Genomic DNA, 22856 nt, shown 5'->3' with positions numbered 1-22856 from the left:
ATATGAATATTCCAACTTATTTTAAAGCAGGTGTATTAATAGATATAGAGCAGCCCCTTCAACTACTCGATTTAAAAATACCGTATTTGAAAGATAATCAAGTTCTGGTGAAAATGCATATGGCTGGCTTGTGTAGAAGCCAGCTGATGGAGAGTAAAGGCCTTAGAGGAGAAGACAAGTATTTGCCCCACTTAATGGGTCATGAAGGTGTAGGTGAAGTAATAGCAGTTGGCAATAGTGTTACCAAGGTTAAACAAGGAAATCGTGTCGTTCTTGGTTGGCTAAAAGGCAGTGGAATCGATTCCGGTGGGACACATATAATTAGCAAAGAGGGTCAAATTATCAATGCAGGTCCAGTTACGACTTTTTCAGAGTACTCTGTTATATCTGAGAATAGAGTAACCATTTGCCCTGAAGGTATTTCAAATGAGTTAGCTGTTTTACTCGGTTGCGCCCTCCCCACAGGAGCCGGTATGGTTCTTAACCAGATACAACCACACTCTAATAGTAATGTGATATTAATCGGACTAGGTGGTATAGGCATAAGTGCACTATTAATGCTTAAACATTTCAGACCAAAAAAAATCATAGTTGTAGATATTGAACAATCTAAATGTGACTTAGCACTACAACTAGGCGCCGATGAAGCTTATTTATATGAAGAAGCAAGCCTAGCTTTACTCAAAGAGCAACACCCTAACGGCTTTGATTATGCTATTGAGAGTGCTGGACTATGTGAAACCATAGAATTCGCTTTTAATAATATACATAACAGCGGTAAATGCTATTTTGCCTCACATCCAAAAACTGGCGATTTTATAAAGTTAGATCCTCATCAACTAATTTGTGGAAAGCAAATTTTTGGAACTTGGGGAGGTAATTGTAATCCAGACAAAGATTTAAAATCGATTGCAGATATTATTCAAAAACTTGAAATATCTATTAATTCTTTGATAAGCCATCGCTATTCTTTGAATCAAATCAATGAAGCAATATCGGCGCTCGAACGAAGAGAAATTACCAGAGCCATCATTACTTTTGAGAATATTGAAGTATGAATAAGCAAGTCCTTGTTCAAGGAAATTTTGACATTTTACACCCTGGCCACATTCGCTTACTTCGTTTTGCAAAAGAGTGTGGTGATAAACTAATTGTTGCTGTTAACAGCGACAAATCTATGGGGTTAAAGAGTCGGGTAAACGAACAACATCGCCTAGAGATGGTTCAATCCCTCGAATGTGTGAATGAAGCATTTTTATCAGATTTAACTCCAGCAGAAACCGTAAAGAGCCTCAAGCCTCATATTGTCGTGAAAGGTAAAGAGTTTGAAAGTAGGCACAATCCTGAGCATGCTCTTGTTGAAATGTACGGAGGAAAGCTTATTTTTGGCTCTGGTGAGTTCGAATCTAATTCCGAACAATATATTACAAGAACAATAAGCCATGGTCATAACTTTGATTATAAAAAATGCCAAAGTTATGCAACAAGGCATCAGTTTAATTATCAATCAATCAACACGGTATTTTCTCAATTTAGTGAAAACCGTGTTGCTGTAATTGGCGAAATAATCGTCGATGAATATATCCAAGGTACTGCGGTAGGCTTATCTCAGGAGGATCCTACCATAGTGATGACACCAGATAGAACGGATACATTTTTAGGCGGAGCAGCAATTACAGCAGGTCATATAAAAGGGCTAGGAGCTAATCAAGTTACGCTTTTCTCGGTACTTGGCAAAGATGATAAAGCTGATTACGTAAAAAATCATATTAACGCATACAATATTGATACTATACTTTTCGATGATGGCAGTCGCCCAACACCATTAAAATCACGATATAGAGCTGGCAATAAAACACTTCTAAGGGTCAATCAAGTTCGACAGCATAAAATTTCTAAAGAAATTCAAACAGATTTATACATGCAACTTGAAAGTAGTATTAACAACTTCGATTTACTGGTATTTTCTGATTTTAATTATGGATTATTACCTCAAACTCTGGTCGATAAAGTCATTGCTTTATGCAAAGAAAACAATGTACGTGTTGTCGCAGACAGCCAAACATCTTCTCAAGTTGGTGACATTGCCCGTTATAAAGATATGATGCTAATAACACCAACAGAAAAAGAAGTACGCGTAGCATTGAATAATATTGATGATGGTCTACCTATATTGGCCCAAAAACTTTGCGAAAAAGCAAATCCAACGTCTTTAGTTATTACCCTCGCAGGAGAAGGTATTTTTATCCATCTACCAGATCAAAACGGCCAATGGGAAAATGATATGCTTCCTGCGATTAACCGTAATGCGGTTGATCCTGCGGGAGCTGGTGATTGCTTCTTAGCTGCCAGTAGCCTGGCATTGTGCTCAGGTGCGACACCTTGGCAAGCTTTTTATATTGCAAGTATTGCAGCCGCTTGCCAAGTAGATACTCTCGGAAATCAGCCACTGTCCTTCAACACGCTACAGCAACGAGTACTGGAGTCATTCAAAAATATATGAAAGCAATATTGCTTGCAGCAGGGTTAGGCACTCGGTTAAAACCTTTGACTAATACAATTCCAAAATGTTTAGTGCCTATTAAAGGCAAGCCTTTATTGGCTTATTGGCTAGAAAAGCTCGATAAACTTGGTGTCAGCGACATACTCATTAATGTGCACTATTTCGCTGAACAAGTAGAAGAGTTTGTGTCAAAGTCCGAATACCGTAATAAAATAACAATCGTTAGAGAGAAAAAGTTACTCGGTACAGGCGGCACTTTGATTAGTAATAAAGAGTTTTGGCATTGTAGTCCCACAATGGTCATTCATGCTGATAACTATTGCGAAGATACCCTTACTAATTTTGTAGAAGCCCATTCAAAAAGGCCCAAAAAGTGTGATGCTACGCTTTTACTTTTTGAATCTGCTTCTCCCTCCTCATGTGGTATTGTTGAACTTGATTCAGACGCTTCAATCCAAAGGTTTCATGAAAAAGTATCCAATCCACCAAGTAACCTAGCAAGCGGGGCATTGTTTTTATTCTCCGCAGGAGTGTATGAAAAATACTTTTCACACTTTAAACAGGAAAGCTTCTATGAAATTAGCCACGACATGGTGCCTTTATTATTGGGCAGTCTTTATAGCTATAAAACCCATCTGAGATATATAGATATAGGCACTCCACAAGCTTATAATAAACTTCAAACTGAATTGCTGGCTATCAACAAACCTGCTTAATATTAAGATAAATAAAAACTAGGATATAAAGTGAAGTTATCTGAAAAACTTAAAAACAGCATTGCAAGCCATGCAAAACTTCCTGCAATTTTTGTTGATAATCAATACATTACTTATAAACAGCTTGCAAGTTACGCTAATAATATTAACACGAGCGAAATAAGTGAAGCTGAGCAAGTTGGAATTTTAAGTTACCGAGATACTCACTATTATAGCGCCGTACTTGCCTGCGCTTTAGATTCACGAACATTTATACCACTTGGGGTAAAACTGCCAATAGCTAGATTGGCTTTTATCATAAAGCAAGGCAACTTAAAGTATGTTTTATACAGTAAAAAATATTTGTCGATCAGCCAAGCATTAATAAAAGCACTCCCAGATAGAGTATTTGTATGTTTGGACGATATAGTCAATAAAAGCATTGTATCAACTAAATCACTACAAGCTCGCAGCCTATCCAATATCGCTTATGTTTTATTTACTTCAGGTTCTACAGGCTCACCAAAAGGTGTGCCTATTAGCATTGCGAATCTTAAGTCTTATCTTGATACTATGTGTGAGTCTTTACCCCTCAGTAATACAGATAAGGTAAGCCAAGTATTTGATCCAACGTTTGATCTAAGCATGCATGATATATTTGTTACTTGGCTGCAAGGTGCTTGTCTTTATGTAGTGCCTGAAACCGCTATATTTGCGCCAGGTAAATTCATTAAACAACACGGGCTTACAGTGTGGTTTAGTGTCCCTTCTACTGCATCAATTATGGCTAAACTAGGAATGCTTAAAAATGATGCCTATCCTAGCCTTCGTGTGAGTCAGTTTTGTGGTGAGCCCTTACCTAGAACACTCGCTCTGCAATGGCAAAAAGCAGCACCAAACAGCAAGGTTATTAATTTATACGGACCAACTGAGGCTACAATAGCATGCAGTAGATATGTATTTGATTGTAATGATGATAGTGATAGTAGCTATATTCCCCTGGGTAAAGCACTTAAAAACATGAGCTTTGATTTAGATGCACAAGGTGAGCTTTTGATTTCGGGGCCTCAAGTATTTTCTGGGTATTTAAATGACAATATTAAAACTCAGCAATGTTTAATTAAAACAAATAACATTACCCATTATCGAAGTGGTGATCTCGTAAATCGTGATGCTCAAGGAGTATTTCACTATATTAGCCGTGTAGATGACCAAGTTAAAATCCAGGGATACCGCGTTGAGCTATCCGAAGTAAATACACTAGCACAAAATTTTTTATCAAACCCTTTGGTACAGGCTATCGCAACGCCAATACAACAACCTCAAAGTTTGACTTTATTTATTTGTAATCCAGCCGATAAAGAAAGTGAGCAAACACTGATTGATTACTTAAAGCAACAGCTGCCACTTTATATGGTGCCCAAAAAGATTATATGGATCGATTCCATGCCACTAAATAGTAATGGTAAAATTGATAAAAGCGCCCTACATACCATGATGGAGAAATAATGAGCTTAACAAATTCGATTGAACAAGCTATCAATAATAAATTAATAGAAAAGCATGGTCAGGACATACTCATATCATTAGATAAAAAAAATAGTTTAATAAGTTTAGGTCTTTTAGATTCGCTTGATTTTATTAGTATGTTAATGGAAATAGAAAACAGCTTAAACCTTGATATTGATTTCGAAGAAGCTGACCCTGTGCAATTTACATCTTACAGTGGCCTAATAAAGCTACTTAGTGAGTCTACTAATGCCTAACAAAGTGAATTGGCAAGAAATATATAATACGGAATATGTGAATGCCCCTGAGTGTTGGAAAACATGCGGTGGCTACTGCTGTAAAAATTTTTACGGAGAGCATTTTAATATCCTAGACAAAAGTGGTGTATCTTTACCTCTTCTCGAAAATGAGTATGAGTACTATAAATCTATTGGTGGTATTAAAAATATTACTACACCAGCTAAAAAGCGTACATTTACGCTTTCAAACGGTAAAAGCTTCAATATCTATTTGCTCTCTTGCCAATGTGGTGGTTTATGCGAACCCCATGGACATAGACCCTTAGTTTGCAGAATATATCCCTACTTCCCTATAGTAGATGCGTTTGGTACTGTTATTGATTTTGAGTACTCCGCTTTAATGGATCTTTTTTACCGTGATCCAGATAATAACCATAAATGTACGCTGGTTAGAGAGCAAGCCATAAAGTTGAAACGTGAACTTACAGTTTCTATGAAGCCATTGTTACGTGATCCTGAAGTTGTGTTTATCTTTAGGTGTTTGAAGGAACTTGTAGACCGCCTCAAAGAAAAAATGGGGGGCTTTATTGATACCTTAGATGAATCACAGAAAAAAAAGTTTATTGCTAAATATGAATGGATGATTCTATCAGGCAAGCCGTGGAAAGATCCCGCTTTTTCAAAAAGAATTGATACTATCTACGACGAAGTTAAAGCAGCTTTCGGTAATGAGGACTTTTTGTGAGAAGTATCAGCCAAGAACAAATTATCGCAACATTACATTCAGTTGGTATCAACATGAATGACAGTGTGTTTATACACTCTTCATTATTTACACTTGGCGCTATAGAAAATCACTCAGTAAAAGAAGTGCCTGAGGCGTTCCTAAACTGCTTTAAAACTGCAATTGGTGATAACGGTAATATATTTATGCCAGCCTTTAATTATCAATTCCCACGCAGTCGCAAAGAAGATTTGCGCTCACAAGAATGTGTCTTAGGGTATTGGCCTGAGTGGTTTCGACAACAACCAAATGTAGTACGCTCAGGGCACCCTATGTTCTCAATCTGCGGTTTAGGGCCTGATGTGGCAAAAATCTGTTTACCCAAAAAACCTGAATATTATGCCTTTGCAGAAAACTCAACGTTTAGTAGGTTAATAGAACAAGATACAGTGCTTGTACTGCAAGGCATTGGCCTTAGAGTCGCCACGGTGATTGTTCAAATAGAAGCAATGTTAGGATTAAAATACCGGTTTAATAAACCTTTTACCGGTGTGACAACGCTCACAAATGGAGAAGAGGCTAACGGTACTTTTTACCACTTTTGCTTTCCTATAAATAATGCCTACAGGGAAGACTATTCCAAGTTAGAAGCTGCATTATTAAACTCAGGGATTATGAAACAAGCCCAACTTGGAAGATCATTTATCTATACAATAAAGATGAAAGCACTTTATCATTTTGTAAAAGACTTTGTTGCTGATAACCAATTTGCATTGCTTAACTGTAACCCATCTGAACTATATCGTTTTGATAATGGAAAAGAAGTCTCTTATTCTGTCGATAAATAATTGTTTATATCGTTATATGCGGCAACAAGTACATCAGCTTGTCGCCATTGTTTACCGCCTGATCTGCCTGAAATAATTATATTATCGACACTGTTTTTTAATGTATCAAAATTAGCTTGATTATTTTTTTCAAATTCTAAAGTTGGCACAGGAAAAGTGCCATGTATGACCTGTTTAATATGACTGATACATGTAGCATCTTGGCCGACAACTTGCATTTTCTTTAATGTATTCACAATTTCATCCACGTCATACTGCTCCACCTCTTCTGGCCTGCATAATATTTCTGCCGACAAGTTCGCATGCTGACTTTTAGTGCTGAGGTTAGGGTATAACGTCAACCTAAATATATCCGTTTGATGATCCCACACCCATAGATAATGCGATTTTTGATCAAGTAAAGGCAAGTCAAAATTCAAATGAAATACAATAGCAGTTCTCAGTTCTGGCTTGTTATAAACTAAAGGTAAGCCTAATGCTTTTAAGGCAATAAACGGAGGAGCACTCCAAAATAACAACTGACACTCAAGGATTTCTGCTTTATTAGTAAGCTTTACTCCCGTGATCTGCCGTCCATTAGTCTCTATCTTCTCTATTGATGAAGAAAGTACAACCTCAACTCCAGCGCTTTTAACTTTAGTTACTAAATACTCAACCCAAGACTCAATGCCTTTATTTTCTAATGGATAAAAGTAATTTGGAGTTTTTGAGTTGTCTTTGGTTTGTCTTTCATGAAAATGCGCTTGCGTTTGATATCCAATTTTAGCATCAAAAGTAGGAATATTTTTCAGTGCATTTGCAACATCGGGCTCAAAAGCAAGAATGCGAGTAAAGCCAAATAGTCCTGCTGCGACCGTTAATGTATTTAAATCTGTATGTTTACCATAGAGCTTATACAGAATTGGTTTAATAATATGCTGGGTAAACGTCTTGCCTAATGTTTCTTCGCAATAAGGGAGTATAAGCGAACTGCCACTAGAAGAGGTTGCTTGAATAAGCTCAGCACAACCTTGATAATACTCTTCGCTTGGCAGTTTGTGACTATCTGGAAACGGAGAGTTTAAATCCCATTCACCGGCAAAGTAATTACCTGATTGCAGTTTTTCTATTACGTGCCAATAGTAATCACGATTTTCTAGCTCGCCAAATAACAGAGTATCAAGCGCTTCTATGCCCGTTGCGTTCGGTATATGTGATCCCATATCATAATATGCACCTAACTCATCTTTTATAGAACAAAATAATCCCCCAACACGCTCACTTTGCTCAATTATTGTAACTTTTTTAAAAGACTGTTTGAGTAGTAATGCCGCCATTAAACCACATACCCCACCACCAACAACGATAGCTGAATTTCGCATAATAATTCTCCAGAAACTAGTAAGTAGTAGCTATATGATAACCACTCATGATTACGTAATTTGAGCAATAGGTGATTTATATGCAACGATACTTCTTTGTGCAGAAGTGATCTTATCGTTCTGATCATAAGAAACATCATACGATTGCTGCGTTATTGCAAATTTACTGAATAGTTCGCAAACATCTGCTTTAGAAGCAAAAAATAGGCCATCAATGTCAGAGAAATAATCCGGCGAAAATTGTCGCGCAAACCCATCATGCTGATATCCTGAGTTTATAAATGCAGGATGAGTATCAGCATACATAATAGAAAATATACAACCGCCTGGTTTTAACACTCGGTAAGATTCACTAAGGGCAACTAAAATATCTGAGCGAGGAACACAGTTTAAAGCGCTTCTGTCTATCACTAAGTCGAACGAATTATCTTGCCAAGGTAACTGAGTAAAATGACCATTAACTAAATCAGCTTTAAGTTGTAACCTTGTTAGACGCTCTTGAGCAAAATCTAAAGCAACTGAAGATATATCAATACCAGCAACATCAACTCCCTCTTCAGCCATAAAAACGATATTATTTCCAGCACCACAGCCTAACTCTAATGCGCTTAAACTTGAATTAGTGTGCCTTAATCGCATCACCAATGATACGATTGCATCATAAGGGTATTTATTTAATTGCCTGCCCTGCTGATAAATATTCTGCCAATTACCCATTTCACTTCATGACCAAGAGTGTTTGTTGCTCTAGCTTGTCAATTGCAGACGCCATATCTAAAACACTGCATCCATATTTATCCGCAATATCAATAGAGTCGTGCTCTCCATCACTATAATTTAATAACATCTTAATGTGATTAAGCTCATCGAGTTGGCTTACACGCTCTTTACTAAAAAAACTTAACGTTGGATACAACCCTTTACTACCTAAGTTAGGTTCACCAAAAGGTAGTGTATTCTCAAAAGTCGCAGCTTGTTCAAACGCCAAAAATATTTTCTCTAATTTATCAATACTATCAAGCAGTGGTTTTATTCCCATAAACGCTTTAGTATCAAGGGAAGTATGATACTGGTGGTAGCCAGAATGAAAACTACGGCTGACACAGCACACTGGCAATTGAAAGCCGGGAGAATTATATTGCCTTTCATCAGAACCACTTAAAGGACTAAATTGTATGTTTTCATGGTTATAATCATGTTGATTTAGATGATATAAAAGTTTATCTAGCATACCATTATCATTCCGACTATGTTTAAAAACTAATTTTTCAGGTTCTCCACCCATACAATTAATAACCAGTCCAGAAACCATGTTTGCAGTAAAATGCTCCCCCATTAAATGAAGCAATCCTAAACTACCTATTGTTTCAGGGTGTAATGCAAAACGGTAGGAGTAACGACGTTTTGGCCATTTTTTAATACGATTAAATAAGCCTAAAAGAACTAAAGGGCCGCTCAGCTCATTATTCGCCATTGATGGATGACATAGATATGAACTTAGTAATACTTCTTGTTTTGATTCACCATTTAAAACTGATTGGGCGATATCCAACGAACCATCTACAAACTGACTCTTAATTACAGCTTTGTATGTTCCCTCTTTAAGTTGTTCACGTATTTCATGAGCGATACAAAAACCCCAACGCTTTTTATAGTAGCTAGTAACATAAGGGATTGCCGTTGGCTGCTCAGGTAGGCTATATAAGTGCTTTTGAAGCTCTTCAAGGCTAAGCTCTATTTCTACAGATTCTGAGTAATTAACGACCTCAATATTCAATCGCTGCATATCAGCAATTTTCTCTCCATCAGGCCCTAATAAATAAGCATCTTCACAATGCCACTCCTTAGGTACAGTCCAATCAAATATTTTTTCACCAGAAGCAATAGAAGAAATATTAAGCGGCATATACCGCGAGAGAATACTATAACTTTGTCGTAAGCCTGGACCTGTTATAGAACGAAGAATAGGGAAAAGCTCATCAAATAACTCATTGTAGAAAGCCTCTGATTCTTGGTAATCTGTCACTATTATTCCTTTCCTAAGTCACATTTTTCATCATAGTGGATTTTATAATCAGCCATTATCTCTTGGATATAACATTTCCATAACTTATTTAGCTGTTTATATTTTTCTAAACAAAATACTTCGTCTTCATATTGATACAAAAGCGTAATCATCGGGCAGTGATAATATAAGAGCGCGCCTTTTATTATATGAAATATATGCCCTAAGCTAGTATTTCTTAAAGAGTAAACATACCTAGCTTGACGCTGTAATTGCTTAGCAGCAATACTACGACTTGTAATATCTTCATCAATAATTGAGAGTAGATGCTCGCAAATATCCTGAAGTCTATCCACTGCAATCAATCTATCTTCTACATCATCAACAGGTAATACTGTAAAATAATTATTCTTGATATTGCTGATAACCAACTCTTTATCAATCTCTTTTTCAATATCAATTAAATTATCTGCTGCAGTAGGAATAGCACCTTGAAGTTTTGCACCGTTTCCTACATTTATGCAGTTATTCACTTTGTAAAGACTTAGAAGCTTTTCTAACTGCGCATGAGCCACAAGAAAGAGATCATTTGAAACAACATGGCCACCCAAATTACCTTCAATCAATCGACCATTGAACTCTAAACTACCGTACCCCTCTGAATCATCATCATTATTTACTTTGTAAATACTATCTTTACTGTGATGTGAGCCTGATGGCTGTTTACCGTTATCAATACCAAAAAGATAGATATTTCTAAATCCCATATGAAGTAAAAACGAAAGGGCTGCATTTGCAACAACAGGATTACAGTAAGGGATCAATGGTAAAATTTGGGACAAATGAACTTGAGATATAACGTCCATTAAACATGTTCCCGCCTCATTACCTTTTCCCGCTATTCCTGCCCATTTATAACGTTTATTCGTATCAGGATATAAAGTATTAAGGCCCAGCAAGTTCACTTTTTTGTATTCATCAGCAGGGAAAATATCACCAAAAATTTTATAGTTCGAATATGGACGTTCAACTAACACATGAAAGTCAACTGGGATACCCTTCTTATATAATGACGCTATGGCGGTTCCCGCAGCGATTACGATCCCTTTTTGATGGTTATTTTTTAAAAATACTTCAGCTTCATCCAGCGATGGACCATTACCAACAATAAATATAGGTGTATCAAAGTCTATTTCCTGGGTCGTCTTCGTTAGTAACGCAGCTTTATTTCGAATATGATGGATACTATGAGCAAGCCCAGTTATTGCATCGTTGTAAAACCCATGACCAAACTGAAAACGGAAGTAATCTTCACTCCACTGCTTAATCAAAACATTTAGTTCTGTACCGGGTGTATGCTGATAGCAAAAACTGCGCACTAAGGAAAATGCACCAATGTCTTCGGCTATTTTTTCAAGGTCAATTATAAATGATTTATGATCAACACCTAAATGAAAAAACAAGCACCCTCCATTGGAATCAATTTTTTTTATAATTTCAAACCAATCAGTGCAAAATAAACTCGCAAAAAATTGTTCAAAATCTGGTTCAACTAAAAATATATAGTCAAATTGAGTATCTTCCAAAAGAAGCGGAACATGATAACCTAGCCCGATACCAAAAATAACTGCGGAAGGAAATGAAGATGGTAAGTTACGAACTACAGGTTTACTTTCGGCTCTGACTTTTTTCATAAAGCGAGTTAACTTTACCATATATCGAGAGTGAATACGGGTATCGTCATCATCTTCAGGATAACCAGTGTAGTCAGTTAAACTAAATACGGGCCTTTCTCTTTGTGCCTGTATTTGTTTTTCAGTTTGAGTAATGGGGTCTTGTGAATAAAGTAAAGTATTTCCACCACTTGGTATAAAATTACCATGCCCGGACTCTGTAACATGTAAGCAAAAGTCATCTTTGGTTTTAAAGTTTTTTATTGCTATTGCTATATCAGGGAAAAACTCAGAAAAACACTCAAAATTCTTTTCAAATCGCTCATTTGCTTCTGTAGCAAAAATCGCCTCTCTTTCTTGATGTTTTATAGTTTTTTCAAGTTTTTCTGAGATGTGCTCAAGCTCGTTATTAATATCTATATTCTTTATCATGTCGGTTACCTACTTGATATTTTTATACACATTTATTTTTTTTTGCGTATTAATATGAATACCAAGTTCTTTTGCAGCCTGCTGTTTTTTGAGGCTTATTTCTAATACCGTAGTATTCAATTTGATTGAAAAATCCGATAAAAATAACACATCGTTTTCGCTGAGGTTCTCAGGTGAGGTAAAGAGTGCTTTCAATGTTCTATCAATTAATAGTAACTTGCTTTGAGCTGACTCTATATCACCTTCAGCTAAATATTGATTAATTACAGACAAATCGGGGGCTAACTGAGACAATAAACTAGCCGACATTAGCATCTATACCATTTTCACTAAGTGTTTTTTCTCGAACGTCATGAGGAATAGCATCCCAAGCAGACTTTATTTCTTTCAATAAATTAGATACTTCTTCAACAATTGCAGGATCATTTTTTATTGTTGCATCAACTAAGCGATCTATCATATAAGAATAAAGTGCATATAAATTATCAGTCACTTCACCACCAACTTTAAAATCTAAACAGCCCCTTAAGGCTTCAATAATAGCAGTCGCTTTAGATAAATGTTCGGCCTTCGCTTCCATATGTTTTCTTTCAATAGCAACTTTAGACATCACCATTTTTTCAATCGCACCCGCCATTAACATTTGAATTATTTCATAGCGATCAGCACCGGCAACACGGGTCTTGAGTGCTTCTTTCTGATAATTTTTTACTTTGGCGTTATACATATTAAAACCCTTTTAAATCAAAATTAATTTATGATTTGTTTCTTGTAAATCCCGGTAAGCTCGCAAGCTGCGCTCCTAAGTACTGTTGTGTTGATTGCATTTGCGCCAGTAACACATCTAAACCCGCATATTGCTTTCTAAGCCTACTTTCTAATTCGGTCATTCTAAATTCATGCTTTAGTACATCATCTTCTAAATCAGTGACCTGTGTATTTAAATTATCTTCTCGTTGCTTTAAAATGCCTTTTGAACTTACGTAATTATCTAAAAAAGATTCGAACTGTTTAGCAACACCATTTTCACCAGCAAAAGCCTTTCCGATATCATCAAAATTTTCATCCATTGCTGTATTTAAACTGCGGACTAAAGTTGATTTTTCTAGATAACCTTTCTTATCAACACCCAAGCCAATATCGAAAATACTTGTGAAAGGCCCTGCATCCGTTAAATTTGTAGAAAGCATATTGACCATTTGCGAGCTCAAAGTACGAATGGTTGCATCGCTATTTAAAGGTTTACCAACTCTCGATTGCAGACCTAACTGCCCTATAGCATTGTTATAATTAGCAATAAATTCATCAATTAATGTTGTAACGCTCTCACGGTCATAGCTAACAGCTAACTTTGCCGTCTCTCCATCAACGCTTTGTCGTTTAGCAGTGATCGTCATATCTTGTACAGCATCTTTAAAGGTATTGGTGTCATTTGTTATTGTTATGCCATCTACTTTTATAACTGCACTTTTTGCTTCATTTCCAGCTGTTATACCAATACCACCGCTACCAGAAGCTCCACCATTAGCATCTGTAGATACATTGTCTAGCTCAGCATTATCATTGGTAATTACCAAGTCATTACCAGCGCCACTCACACTCGAAGTAAGAACCAACTTTGACTCAGTACCAGTATTTATTATATTTGCTGTTACACCAAAATTATCATCCGAGTCATTAATTGCGTCACGCAAATCAGCTAATGTCGCACCCGCATCAAGAGTTAGGTCAAAGCTTTTGTCTCCAGCAGCAAATGACAAGGTGCCTCCAGAAGCAGTGACCACATCGTCAGTAGATGTAAACAAAGGAGGTACGGCATCGTTTGACGTTGCACGACTGCCTTGAGCAAGTGCAACAACTTCAATTTTAAAATTACCAGGCGTAATATCTTTTGTTGGGGTAACTGAGACGAGATCACCGTCATCACTTGTTGGTTGAGTGATATTAGCAATACGTTTATTAAAATTATCAGGATCTGCTAGCTTTTTTATTGTGTCTTGTAGCTTGGATAACGCAGACTTGATCTCTCCGATTGAAGATAATTCAACTTCTAACGACTTGTCCTTTTTTGCAAAGGCATTCATTTTTGGAACATTTTCGGCATCAACAGATGCTGTAATGATACTTTCGAGATCCAGCCCAGATCCAATACCTGCGGATGTTATAAGTGGCATACTTCTCTCCTACTATCTGTTCCAAAAAATATTATACAGTTTGATTTAGTAACAAACCTTTGTTAGTTAGTTTATCGGCAAATTCATCTAAAGCTTTAGCAACTTCTCTAAACTCTTCAGTTGGAATTTCACGAATAACTTCTTCGCTTGTTTTATCAAACACTTTAATTATTGGTGGATCACCCTGCTCATCAAATTCAAATTTTAAATTTGTTGCCGTCACAGGAATATATTTATTTAATTTCTCTAAGTTTTCTTTCACTTCGTCGATCAGTGCTTTTCTTTCACTTTCAGAATCAAGTTGCTGACTATTATCAACAAGTGCGGGCTCTCTACCAGCAATTTTTGTACCAGCTTTTTCAACAGTTGCTTTTTTACTTGCTTCGTTTAACTCATTTTTATTTGTAAAAGATGAATTAGCGGTGAAGTTTTCACTCGATTTAATTATTCCACCTAAGTCAGCCATAGTAGCTCTCCTTCAAAATACAAACAAAGTATAAGTCATTATCGAGACAATATCTCAATAATGACCTAATTAACCGTCTAGCCTAGTAACGATAATGCTACTTGTGGACGCTGGTTTGCTTGACTCAAAATAGATTGGCTTGCTTGTTGTAATATTTGAGATTTAGTCAAATTAGCTGTTTCGGCAGCGAAATCAGTATCTTTAATACGTGACTTAGCAGCACTCAAGTTTTCTGAAATGTTAGATTGGTTACGAATAGTTGATTGAAAACGATTTTGTACAGCACCGAGTTCGGCACGTTTTTTATCAACTACTGCAATCATTGCATCCATACCTGCCATTACTGCTTGTGCGTTAGCTTGAGAAGATACACTAATACCACTTGCTGTAAATACAGTTGCAAAGTCGGTATTATCAGCTGAAGCACCAACCTGCGAACTAATTGTTCCCGCAGTAGCACTTAAGCTTGCACCTGTCACAGCACTTGCTACACCTGCAATACCTGACATAGTAAAGCCATTATTACCCGCAACCGAGTTTGCAGTGCCACCAACAGAAGCCATACTAAAGCTAATATTCTGTACAGCATCAGCACCAACTTGGAAGTTAGCTGAGAATGAACCATCTAGTAGATTTTGACCACCAAATGTTGTATCTGCAGCAACACGATTTACTTCTTCTGATAATGAACGAATTTCTTCTTGTACTGCTAAACGATCTTCATCTGTATTTGAACCGTTTGAAGCTTGTTGAGCAAGAGTACGAATACGCTGGAACATTGACGTAGTCTCATCAAGTGCGCCTTCAGCAGTCTGCGCAAGTGAGATCCCATCATTAGCATTTCGGTTACCTTGATTCAAACCATTTATTTGACTAGTTAAACGGTTAGATATTTGCATGCCTGCAGCATCATCTTTTGCACTATTAATGCGAAAACCTGATGATAGACGTTGAAAGGATGTATCGAGCTGGTTACCAGATTTCATCAACTGGCGCTGTGCGTTCAATGAACTCACATTAGTATTTACATATAAAGCCATAATAGCCTCCGCTTTATCATTTTAAATAGAATAACAACGGGATACCCCTACCCTGTTATTACTCCAGACTGAGAGTCCTAGATTTTTAGTTCTCTAAGTCAGTTATCGTCAGATAAAACGGAAACTTTAGCTTTATTTATAAATTTTTAACAACGTTATACTATTTTAACCCTGTAACAAGCTTAATGCAGCCTGAGGCCTTTGATTTGCTTGGCCTAATATTGTTTGGCTCGCTTGTTGTAAAATTTGGTTTTTAGTTAAGTTAGCTGTCTCCATTGCAAAATCAGCATCTTTAATTCTTGATTTAGCAGAGGCTAAATTTTCAGAAATATTAGCTTGATTTCGTATTGTCGACTGAAAACGGTTTTGTACCGCACCTAATTCAGCGCGTTTTTTATCAACCACCGCTATTAGAGAATCCATACCCGCAAACACAGCCTGTGCATTTACTTGTGATGACACACTAATACCTGCAGCTGTAAATACAGAAGAAAAATCTAATGTTGTTGATGCCGTTGCGCCATCAACTGAGCTTACATTAGCTGCGAGCGTTGAAAGTGCTTTACCACCCACGGCTGAAGCAACACCGGCAACACCTGATATAGTAAAACCACCATTAGCAGCGAGAGAATTAGCTGTATCGCCAACAGACTGCATACTAAAACCAATAGTCTGTACAGCATCAGCACCAACCTGAAAGCTTGCAGAATAAGAGCCATCCAATAAATTTTGACCACCGAATGTAGTGTCCGTGGCAATTCGGTTAACCTCATCAGATAACTGTCTAATCTCTTCTTGGATAGCGAGCCTATCTTCATCTGTATTAGAGCCATTTGCTGATTGCTGAGCAAGTGTTCGGATACGTTGAAATGTAGAAGTAATTTCATCAAGCGCACCTTCAGCCGTTTGTGCCAGCGAGATACCGTCATTCGCATTACGGTTGCCTTGGTTTAAACCCAAGATTTGCGATTGCAAACGATCCGATATTTGTAAACCAGCAGCATCATCCGCCGCGCTGTTAATACGCAGACCAGATGATAAACGTTTAAAGGAAGTATCTAAGTCGTTGCCAGTTCTTTCAAGCTGTCTTTGCGCATTAAGCGCGCTGACATTCGTATTTACAAATAAAGCCATAATAAACTCTCTTCTTATCTGTCAAATTAAAGCCACTCTTTAATTTAATGAGTGGAATTTTGACAAAGTGACCTGTTACTACAGTCAAGTTAAGTTGACTGGGGGCAATAAACTGCCACTTTGCAGATTAATTTAAATCGTAATAAGTATTCAGCAATCTTTAGGCCAACTTTATAGATAGAGTTGCATTGAATTATAAAAAACGAGAAAAGGGCCTATAAGGCCCTTTGAAGATAAGTTTGAGAGTGGGTATGCCTAACACTTACTATTGGCATAGTTTGTGCTTTAACAATTATGTTCTTACAAATGTTAGAACAATACAGGATTTTTAAGCGCCTCCGCTTTATCAATCCGTTTCAGCGCCTTTGTTAATACCCCATTAAACAAAGGCGCTACATTCTTAGTCAATTAATTGACTATTTCCAACCTATTATCCTAGAAGACTTAATGCAGCCTGTGGACGTTGATTAGCCTGACTAAGAATTGTTTGGCTAGCCTGTTGTAGAATCTGCATTTTTGTTAAGTTTGCAGTTTCTTGCGCAAAGTCTGTATCTTTAATACGTGATTTTGCAGCACTTAGGTTTTCTGAAATATTTGACTGGTTACGAATCGTTGATTGAAAACGATTTTGTACCGCACCCAGCTCAGCGCGTTTTTTATCAACAACCGCGATTAATGAATCCATGCCGGCCATTACCGCTTGCGCATTCGCTTGTGAAGATACGCTTATGCCGCTTGCTGTAAATACCGCAGCAAAACCTGTAGCATCAGCTGATGAACCTACTTGCGAACTAATTGTTCCAGCTGTAGCACTTAAACTTGCGCCTGTTACCGCACTGGCAACCCCTGCAATACCTGACATGGTAAAACCGTTATTACCAGCGATTGAGTTAGCCGTACCGCCAACTGACGCCATACTAAAGCTGATATTCTGTACAGCATCTGCGCCAACTTGGAAATTCGCGGAGAAAGAACCGTCTAAAAGGTTTTGACCACCAAACGTTGTATCTGCTGCAACACGATTTACTTCTTCAGATAATGAACGAATCTCTTCTTGCACCGCTAAACGGTCTTCATCAGTATTTGAACCATTTGCTGCTTGCTGTGATAATGTTCTGATACGTTGGAACATTGATGTTACTTCATCTAATGCACCCTCAGCTGTTTGTGCTAATGAAATACCATCGTTTGCGTTACGGTTACCTTGGTTCAAACCGTTAATTTGTGATGTTAAACGGTCAGAAATTTGTAGACCTGCCGCATCATCTTTCGCACTGTTAATACGAAAACCTGATGATAAACGTTGGAATGATGTATCCAGTGCATTACCAGAATTATTTAATTGTCTTTGTGCGTTTAACGCGCTAACATTTGTATTTACATATAAAGCCATGATATCTCTCCAGAAGTAAACTTATCATTTACTCTCAAACTTACTAGATTAAGCAGTGGTTGTTATTTACAACGCTTTGCTTGGTTAATTAAGTTATCGGTCTAGCAAAAAAATCCTTTAGCTTTTTTTTTTATTTTTTTTCCATTATTTTTTAAGCTCATGTAATTTAATGAATTTTATAGTGACTAAATTAATAAAGCTCATTAAAAAACTAAAAGGATTATTGTGCAGGTCTTTTTCTTCAGGAAATTATTAAGCTGTTAAATAGTAAGGAGATGATCTTAAAAGGCTGGAAAAATACGAGAGTAAGGCAATATATTGCCTTACTCTTGATGTTCTTATAACTTACTTATAAGTAATCGAACAGTGATAATTTAGCTAAGCGGCCAAAAGTTGCCTGCGACGCTTGCAGTGCAGTTTCTTGCTTCGTGAGTTCAGTAATAGCCTCAGCCATATCAAGTTCAATTAAATCTGCACGGGAGGATTTATTATTTACATCCAGATCACTATTAGATTGCGTGATTTTCTCAGCTGTATTTAACCGCCCACCTAAACCAGCCTGTGTTAAAGAGACCTGATTTTTACTGTTATCGATTTGGACCATGGCCGATGCCAATACTTGGTCATAATCTTCTTGACTAATTGTTGGGTCAGTTAACCCAGCAATTAAATCGCTTAATGTGTTTAAAATATTTTCTTTTTTCGGCGCTTCTAAAGTAAAGTCTACCTGCCCGTTTGCAACTGGGCTAATATCAATTTCCATCCCAGCAAATTTAATTTTTGATCCCTCAAAGCTGCCAGAGCTGATCACACTTCCACCTTGTTCAACCTGATATGTATTAGGTGTACCTGGGGTTGTTATAATATTAAACGTATTTGCTCCGGCCGCGGCTGCGGGATCAGCGTTATAATTTGCTTTATGAAAAGCATCAAACTGAGCTTGCTCGCGTACATACACTTTTGCGCTAGTGATCCCTCCTGAAACAACGCCGTCATTAGAGGCAACATTCAACCGGGCATTGACCTTTTCAAACGTATCAACCCCATTATCACTGGATTTAATTTCAACTCCTTCCGCTACTTTAATTTTATGCTGGCCTTGGTCGCCACCATAAACATATTTGCCAGTTGAAGAATCAAGCGAATAGGTTTGGGTGTTATCTTGATAGCCTGAAAATATATACTTACCATCTTCAGTTTTAGCATTCATTAAATCAAGCACACTACTTTGTATAGATTTAATCTCTTCAGCAATACCTTCACGATCGATATCGGTATAAACACCATTACCTGCTTGAATTGCCAATGTATAGGCTTTTTCAAGTGAGCCTTTAATATTTTCAAGCACACTGTCTTGAGTCTTTAATCGACTCGTTAGCATGGTAATGTTTTTACTGTATTGCTCATTCGCTTGTATACGATCGGTATACAGTAACGCCCGTGCTGTTGCCGATGGATCATCTGAAGCTGTAAGCACTCGCTTTTGGGTATTAACTTGCTCTTGTGCTTTATTGACATTTTGCTGATTATTCAAAATCGAATTAACACTGTTTTGATACATCAAATTATTAGATAAACGCATAATTACCTCGCAGCATTAAGTAAAGTGTCAAATATAGAACGGGCTGTTGAAAGCACTTGTGCAGACGCCGCATAAGATTGTTGAAACCGCAATAAATTGGCAGCCTCTTCATCAAGGTTAACTCCCGAGAGTGATTCATACCAGGCTTCAGACTGTTGAGCTAATGCCTCAAAAGCAGCACCATTGGTCTTCGCTTGATTGGTAACAACACCAATATCAGTAACTAACCCTGCATAGGCTTGATTAAATGTTTTATGATTATCAGCCGATGCGGTTGTGGTAACATTTTGCCGCACTAGCTCGCCACTTTGTAACCCAGCTAACATTAAGCCATTGCGGTTATCGTCAAAACCACCTTCATTAAACTCCAGTGTAAAACTATCACCTACCGCTGTGGTGCCTTCAATATCAAAATCAAAACCGTAACTATCATAAGGAGGGCCAGCTTGCTCTAGTAGATTTTTAGCAGGTGGAGTAATCGTAAAAGTCGAGCTGCCGTTATTGTCTGTAATTGTATATTCATTAGCATTAGCGGTTTTCACTATCGTGATATCACCATTTGCTAGATCCGGAGGCGTCGTGGCTGTAAAGCCACCCGAAGTCACACTAGTAACAGTCCCTGCTGATATATTGCCATTACCTGTATTGTTTATATTATCTGCCGTACGAATTGGAGAAGCCAGCGCTAGCGCTTCTGGTCTATCGGTAGCCAGTGTTAAACTCGATGCAGCCTCGGCATTCAGTTTAACTGCAAATTTATCGCCAACATTACCAGTCCCTGTAACGTTTAATTGTAAACCAAAAGATTCCCCACCGGTCATAGTCGATGAATCAATAACGCCAGCAACTATATTGGCGGTTGAGGGAGAGCCTAATGGTTCACCTTTATTATCGACCGGTTGTATTTCTACCGTTGTGCCACTGGTATAAGTAACAATAAAGTCACTGGCAGGAATTTCACTGCCTTTACCTGGTTCTAAGGTAGCCGTTATGCTTGAATTGCCTGTATTGGCTTGATAAGCGTGACCGCCAATCGTTGGGATTGTAAAAATATCACCACCGAGCTCGCCATTACCGTCCATTCCTAAACGGTTTTGTTGATTAAAAGCATCAGCAATCGCAAGCCCCATTTGGCCAAGTTGGTTTTGTGCTGGCACTAAAATGTCATCACGAAATGCTAATAATCCGCCAATTTTACCTTTAAGCTTAGTCACATCAGCATCAAGCGGCACAGCTTTGCCGCCATCTATGTCTAAATGTAATTCTTTAAAATTAGGATCAGGATCGCCCGCCATCGAAAATAAATTAAATGCGCCATCTTGCATTACTAATGATTCGCCGGTGCCCATAAATACGAGCTTTTCACCGTTGGGGCCATCAAGTGTCTCTACATCAATTAATTCCGATAACTTACGAATAGCAAGGTCTCTTTCGTTGTACGTGGTGCTTGAGTTTGCCTCGTTACGCGTACCATTTACGGTAGCTATTTGCTTATTCAAGCTGCTAATATTTTGAATTAATGTATTCGCTTCATCAGAAAATATTTCTAACTGATCATTCACGATATTTTTTTGATTAAATACAATGCCTGATAAGCGATCCATTTGATCAATCAAATTTTTTGCATCCGTCATTACGAGCGATCGTGCAACTGAGGATGATGGCTGATTTAAACTTTCCTGCACATTATTGAATAACGAATTCATACTAGTCGATAGACTATTGGATTCTTGAGAAAACAAACTATCAACCCGGCCAGCCTCAGTCACAAATTGGTCGAAAAAGGTTTTATTTGAGGTATCACGATTGAGTTGCTTTTGTGCAAACTCATTTAATAAACGATAGGTTTCTCCACGACCGACTTGGTTATCAATCATGGTCATATGCTCTGTACGCTCGCGTACATAACCTACCGTATTAACATTGGTAATGTTCTTACTGGTGGTTTGCAGTAACTCAGAGCTAGCTCGAACTCCTGAGCTTGCAATGTCAAATAAGTTAAACGACATGTTAATTTACTCCTTGGCGAACCAATGATGTCGCCAATGTCTTAAGCTCTGTGTGGTTTAGCACTTGCTTAATTTTGTCAGCGTAATTGGGGTCAGTGGCATAACCAGCTTTTTGTAATGAATCTAAAAAGGCAGCCGGTTTTGCGGTATTTTGTAGCGCTTCTTGGTAACGTGGGTTTTCTATCAAAAACTGCACAAAGTCATTCACACTCTCTTTAATAGAATCATATGCACGAAAACTAGCTTGTTTTTTAACTGGTGTGCCTTGCTCAAATTCAAGCGTCATTTTGTTGGCTTTCTCACCTTGCCAGCTTTTATCTGATTTAATATTGAATAAATTAAAGCTGCTATTACCATCACTTTTATTAATGATATGTTTCCCCCAGCCAGTCTCAAGAGCTGCTTGTGCAACCATCACAGCGGGGTTCAAACCAATTTTCTCAGCAGCTGTTTTGGCATGTTCCCAAACACTACTGATAAAATCTTCTGCATTTTCAAACTGAGGTTTTTGCGCTGTTGATGAGCTGCTATTGACAGCCTGAGTGTCAGCCGCCTTATCAGCATTCTTGCTGGTTGCACGTTGATCACTGGTAAAATCATCGACGGTGCGCAGCACTGAACTAGGGGTAAATTTTTTCCCGTCAGGAGAGAGTTGTTGCACTATGAGATCGGCTAAGCCCAATGAACCTTTTGAAGATAAATCAACCGATAACTGTTGATCATGCATTTCTTCAAAAAACTTTACTCCACTGGAGTTAAAAGGGCTGTCTTCGTCTTCAAACGCTTCGTTTGCTTTACGCATACTTTTTAAAAGCATTTGCGTAAAAATAGATTCAAATTGTGCCGCTGCTTTTTTTAGCGCTTCTTTTGATGCTTCAGGCGAGGCACCACTTTTTAAGGCATCTTGACGTAATGTATTGAGATTGCCTAAATCAAAGAAGTTTTGTTTATCGAGATGATTAGTATCCATCAGCAATTTGACACAGTGATTAATAATAGTATTAACAATGCAATAATTAAGCCAATGCGAGTTTGCGAGTTTGCGAGTTTGCGAGTTTGCGAGTTTGCG

General features: G+C 37.7%; 21 protein-coding genes. 7 read left to right on the top strand and 14 right to left on the bottom strand.

What is annotated here, in order from left to right; translation table 11 throughout:
* The first annotated feature begins 2 nt into the window (after positions 1–2).
* From H5187_RS06590 to H5187_RS06560, 7 genes are read left to right on the top strand one after another with little or no spacing between them, the layout of a single operon-like run.
* On the top strand, positions 3–1058 hold the full coding sequence (locus H5187_RS06590) for an alcohol dehydrogenase catalytic domain-containing protein (RefSeq protein ID WP_182718196.1): 1056 nt from the start codon (positions 3–5) through the stop codon (positions 1056–1058).
* Positions 1055–2503 carry a PfkB family carbohydrate kinase gene (locus H5187_RS06585; protein ID WP_182718197.1) on the top strand — a complete coding sequence of 483 codons (1449 nt, stop codon included), beginning with the start codon at positions 1055–1057 and terminating at the stop codon, positions 2501–2503. The genes H5187_RS06590 and H5187_RS06585 overlap by 4 nt, the downstream gene beginning before the upstream one ends.
* Positions 2500–3219: a nucleotidyltransferase family protein gene (locus tag H5187_RS06580; RefSeq protein ID WP_145239477.1), complete on the top strand. Its 720-nt coding sequence runs from the start codon at positions 2500–2502 to the stop codon at positions 3217–3219. The genes H5187_RS06585 and H5187_RS06580 overlap by 4 nt, the downstream gene beginning before the upstream one ends.
* A 30-nt stretch (positions 3220–3249) precedes the next feature.
* Positions 3250–4707 carry an AMP-binding protein gene (locus tag H5187_RS06575; RefSeq protein WP_182794264.1) on the top strand — a complete coding sequence of 486 codons (1458 nt, stop codon included), beginning with the start codon at positions 3250–3252 and terminating at the stop codon, positions 4705–4707.
* Complete coding sequence (locus tag H5187_RS06570) at positions 4707–4964, top strand: hypothetical protein (protein ID WP_145239482.1); 258 nt, start codon at positions 4707–4709, stop codon at positions 4962–4964. The genes H5187_RS06575 and H5187_RS06570 overlap by 1 nt, the downstream gene beginning before the upstream one ends.
* Entirely contained in the window at positions 4957–5691 is a 735-nt protein-coding gene (locus tag H5187_RS06565; RefSeq protein WP_182794265.1) for a hypothetical protein, read from the top strand. Before H5187_RS06570 ends, H5187_RS06565 begins: the two co-directional genes overlap by 8 nt.
* A complete protein-coding gene (locus H5187_RS06560; RefSeq protein ID WP_182794266.1) occupies positions 5688–6518 on the top strand; it encodes an AAC(3) family N-acetyltransferase in 831 nt (276 codons plus the stop codon). Before H5187_RS06565 ends, H5187_RS06560 begins: the two co-directional genes overlap by 4 nt.
* On the opposite strand, the gene H5187_RS06555 is transcribed toward H5187_RS06560, so the two are convergent.
* The 14 genes from H5187_RS06555 to flgJ all read right to left on the bottom strand — a co-directional run bounded on the left by H5187_RS06555 (position 6500) and on the right by flgJ (position 22757).
* Positions 6500–7879 carry an FAD-dependent oxidoreductase gene (locus H5187_RS06555; RefSeq protein ID WP_182739659.1) on the bottom strand — a complete coding sequence of 460 codons (1380 nt, stop codon included), beginning with the start codon at positions 7877–7879 and terminating at the stop codon, positions 6500–6502. The genes H5187_RS06560 and H5187_RS06555 overlap by 19 nt on opposite strands.
* A 51-nt stretch (positions 7880–7930) precedes the next feature.
* Complete coding sequence (locus H5187_RS06550; protein ID WP_169019233.1) at positions 7931–8596, bottom strand: class I SAM-dependent methyltransferase; 666 nt, start codon at positions 8594–8596, stop codon at positions 7931–7933.
* Between the two features lies 1 nt (position 8597).
* Positions 8598–9905 carry a DUF4910 domain-containing protein gene (locus tag H5187_RS06545; RefSeq protein WP_182794267.1) on the bottom strand — a complete coding sequence of 436 codons (1308 nt, stop codon included), beginning with the start codon at positions 9903–9905 and terminating at the stop codon, positions 8598–8600.
* A 2-nt stretch (positions 9906–9907) separates the two neighbouring features.
* Positions 9908–11989 (bottom strand): 6-hydroxymethylpterin diphosphokinase MptE-like protein, encoded by a 2082-nt coding sequence (locus H5187_RS06540; RefSeq protein WP_182739656.1) that lies wholly within the window; start codon positions 11987–11989, stop codon positions 9908–9910.
* Positions 11990–11998: 9 nt separating this feature from the next.
* Positions 11999–12298: a hypothetical protein gene (locus H5187_RS06535; protein WP_182718206.1), complete on the bottom strand. Its 300-nt coding sequence runs from the start codon at positions 12296–12298 to the stop codon at positions 11999–12001.
* A complete protein-coding gene (gene fliS / locus H5187_RS06530) occupies positions 12288–12716 on the bottom strand; it encodes a flagellar export chaperone FliS (RefSeq protein WP_149981556.1) in 429 nt (142 codons plus the stop codon). The genes H5187_RS06535 and fliS overlap by 11 nt, the downstream gene beginning before the upstream one ends.
* 28 nt (positions 12717–12744) lie before the next feature.
* Positions 12745–14163, bottom strand: a complete 1419-nt coding sequence (fliD, locus tag H5187_RS06525; protein WP_182734918.1) for a flagellar filament capping protein FliD — start codon at positions 14161–14163, stop codon at positions 12745–12747.
* Between the two features lie 31 nt (positions 14164–14194).
* Positions 14195–14629, bottom strand: a complete 435-nt coding sequence (locus H5187_RS06520; RefSeq protein WP_149981560.1) for a flagellar protein FlaG — start codon at positions 14627–14629, stop codon at positions 14195–14197.
* A gap of 77 nt (positions 14630–14706) precedes the next feature.
* Positions 14707–15669, bottom strand: a complete 963-nt coding sequence (locus H5187_RS06515; protein WP_149981562.1) for a flagellin — start codon at positions 15667–15669, stop codon at positions 14707–14709.
* 165 nt (positions 15670–15834) lie between these two features.
* On the bottom strand, positions 15835–16803 hold the full coding sequence (locus tag H5187_RS06510; protein WP_182718208.1) for a flagellin: 969 nt from the start codon (positions 16801–16803) through the stop codon (positions 15835–15837).
* Between the two features lie 430 nt (positions 16804–17233).
* Positions 17234–18196 (bottom strand): flagellin, encoded by a 963-nt coding sequence (locus H5187_RS06505; RefSeq protein ID WP_149981565.1) that lies wholly within the window; start codon positions 18194–18196, stop codon positions 17234–17236.
* A gap of 349 nt (positions 18197–18545) precedes the next feature.
* Positions 18546–19778, bottom strand: coding sequence for a flagellar hook-associated protein FlgL (gene flgL / locus H5187_RS06500; RefSeq protein WP_149981567.1), 1233 nt, complete (start codon positions 19776–19778; stop codon positions 18546–18548).
* A gap of 2 nt (positions 19779–19780) precedes the next feature.
* Positions 19781–21787, bottom strand: a complete 2007-nt coding sequence (locus H5187_RS06495; protein ID WP_182797664.1) for a FlgK family flagellar hook-associated protein — start codon at positions 21785–21787, stop codon at positions 19781–19783.
* 1 nt (position 21788) lies between these two features.
* Positions 21789–22757 (bottom strand): flagellar assembly peptidoglycan hydrolase FlgJ, encoded by a 969-nt coding sequence (flgJ, locus tag H5187_RS06490; RefSeq protein WP_182718211.1) that lies wholly within the window; start codon positions 22755–22757, stop codon positions 21789–21791.
* Positions 22758–22856 lie beyond the last annotated feature (99 nt).

It is taken from the genome of Pseudoalteromonas sp. SG44-1, from assembly GCF_014164315.1.
Taxonomy (GTDB): domain Bacteria; phylum Pseudomonadota; class Gammaproteobacteria; order Enterobacterales; family Alteromonadaceae; genus Pseudoalteromonas; species Pseudoalteromonas rhizosphaerae.
Note: the sequence above shows the minus strand (reverse complement) of the source record. Positions and strands in the feature narration are given on the sequence as shown.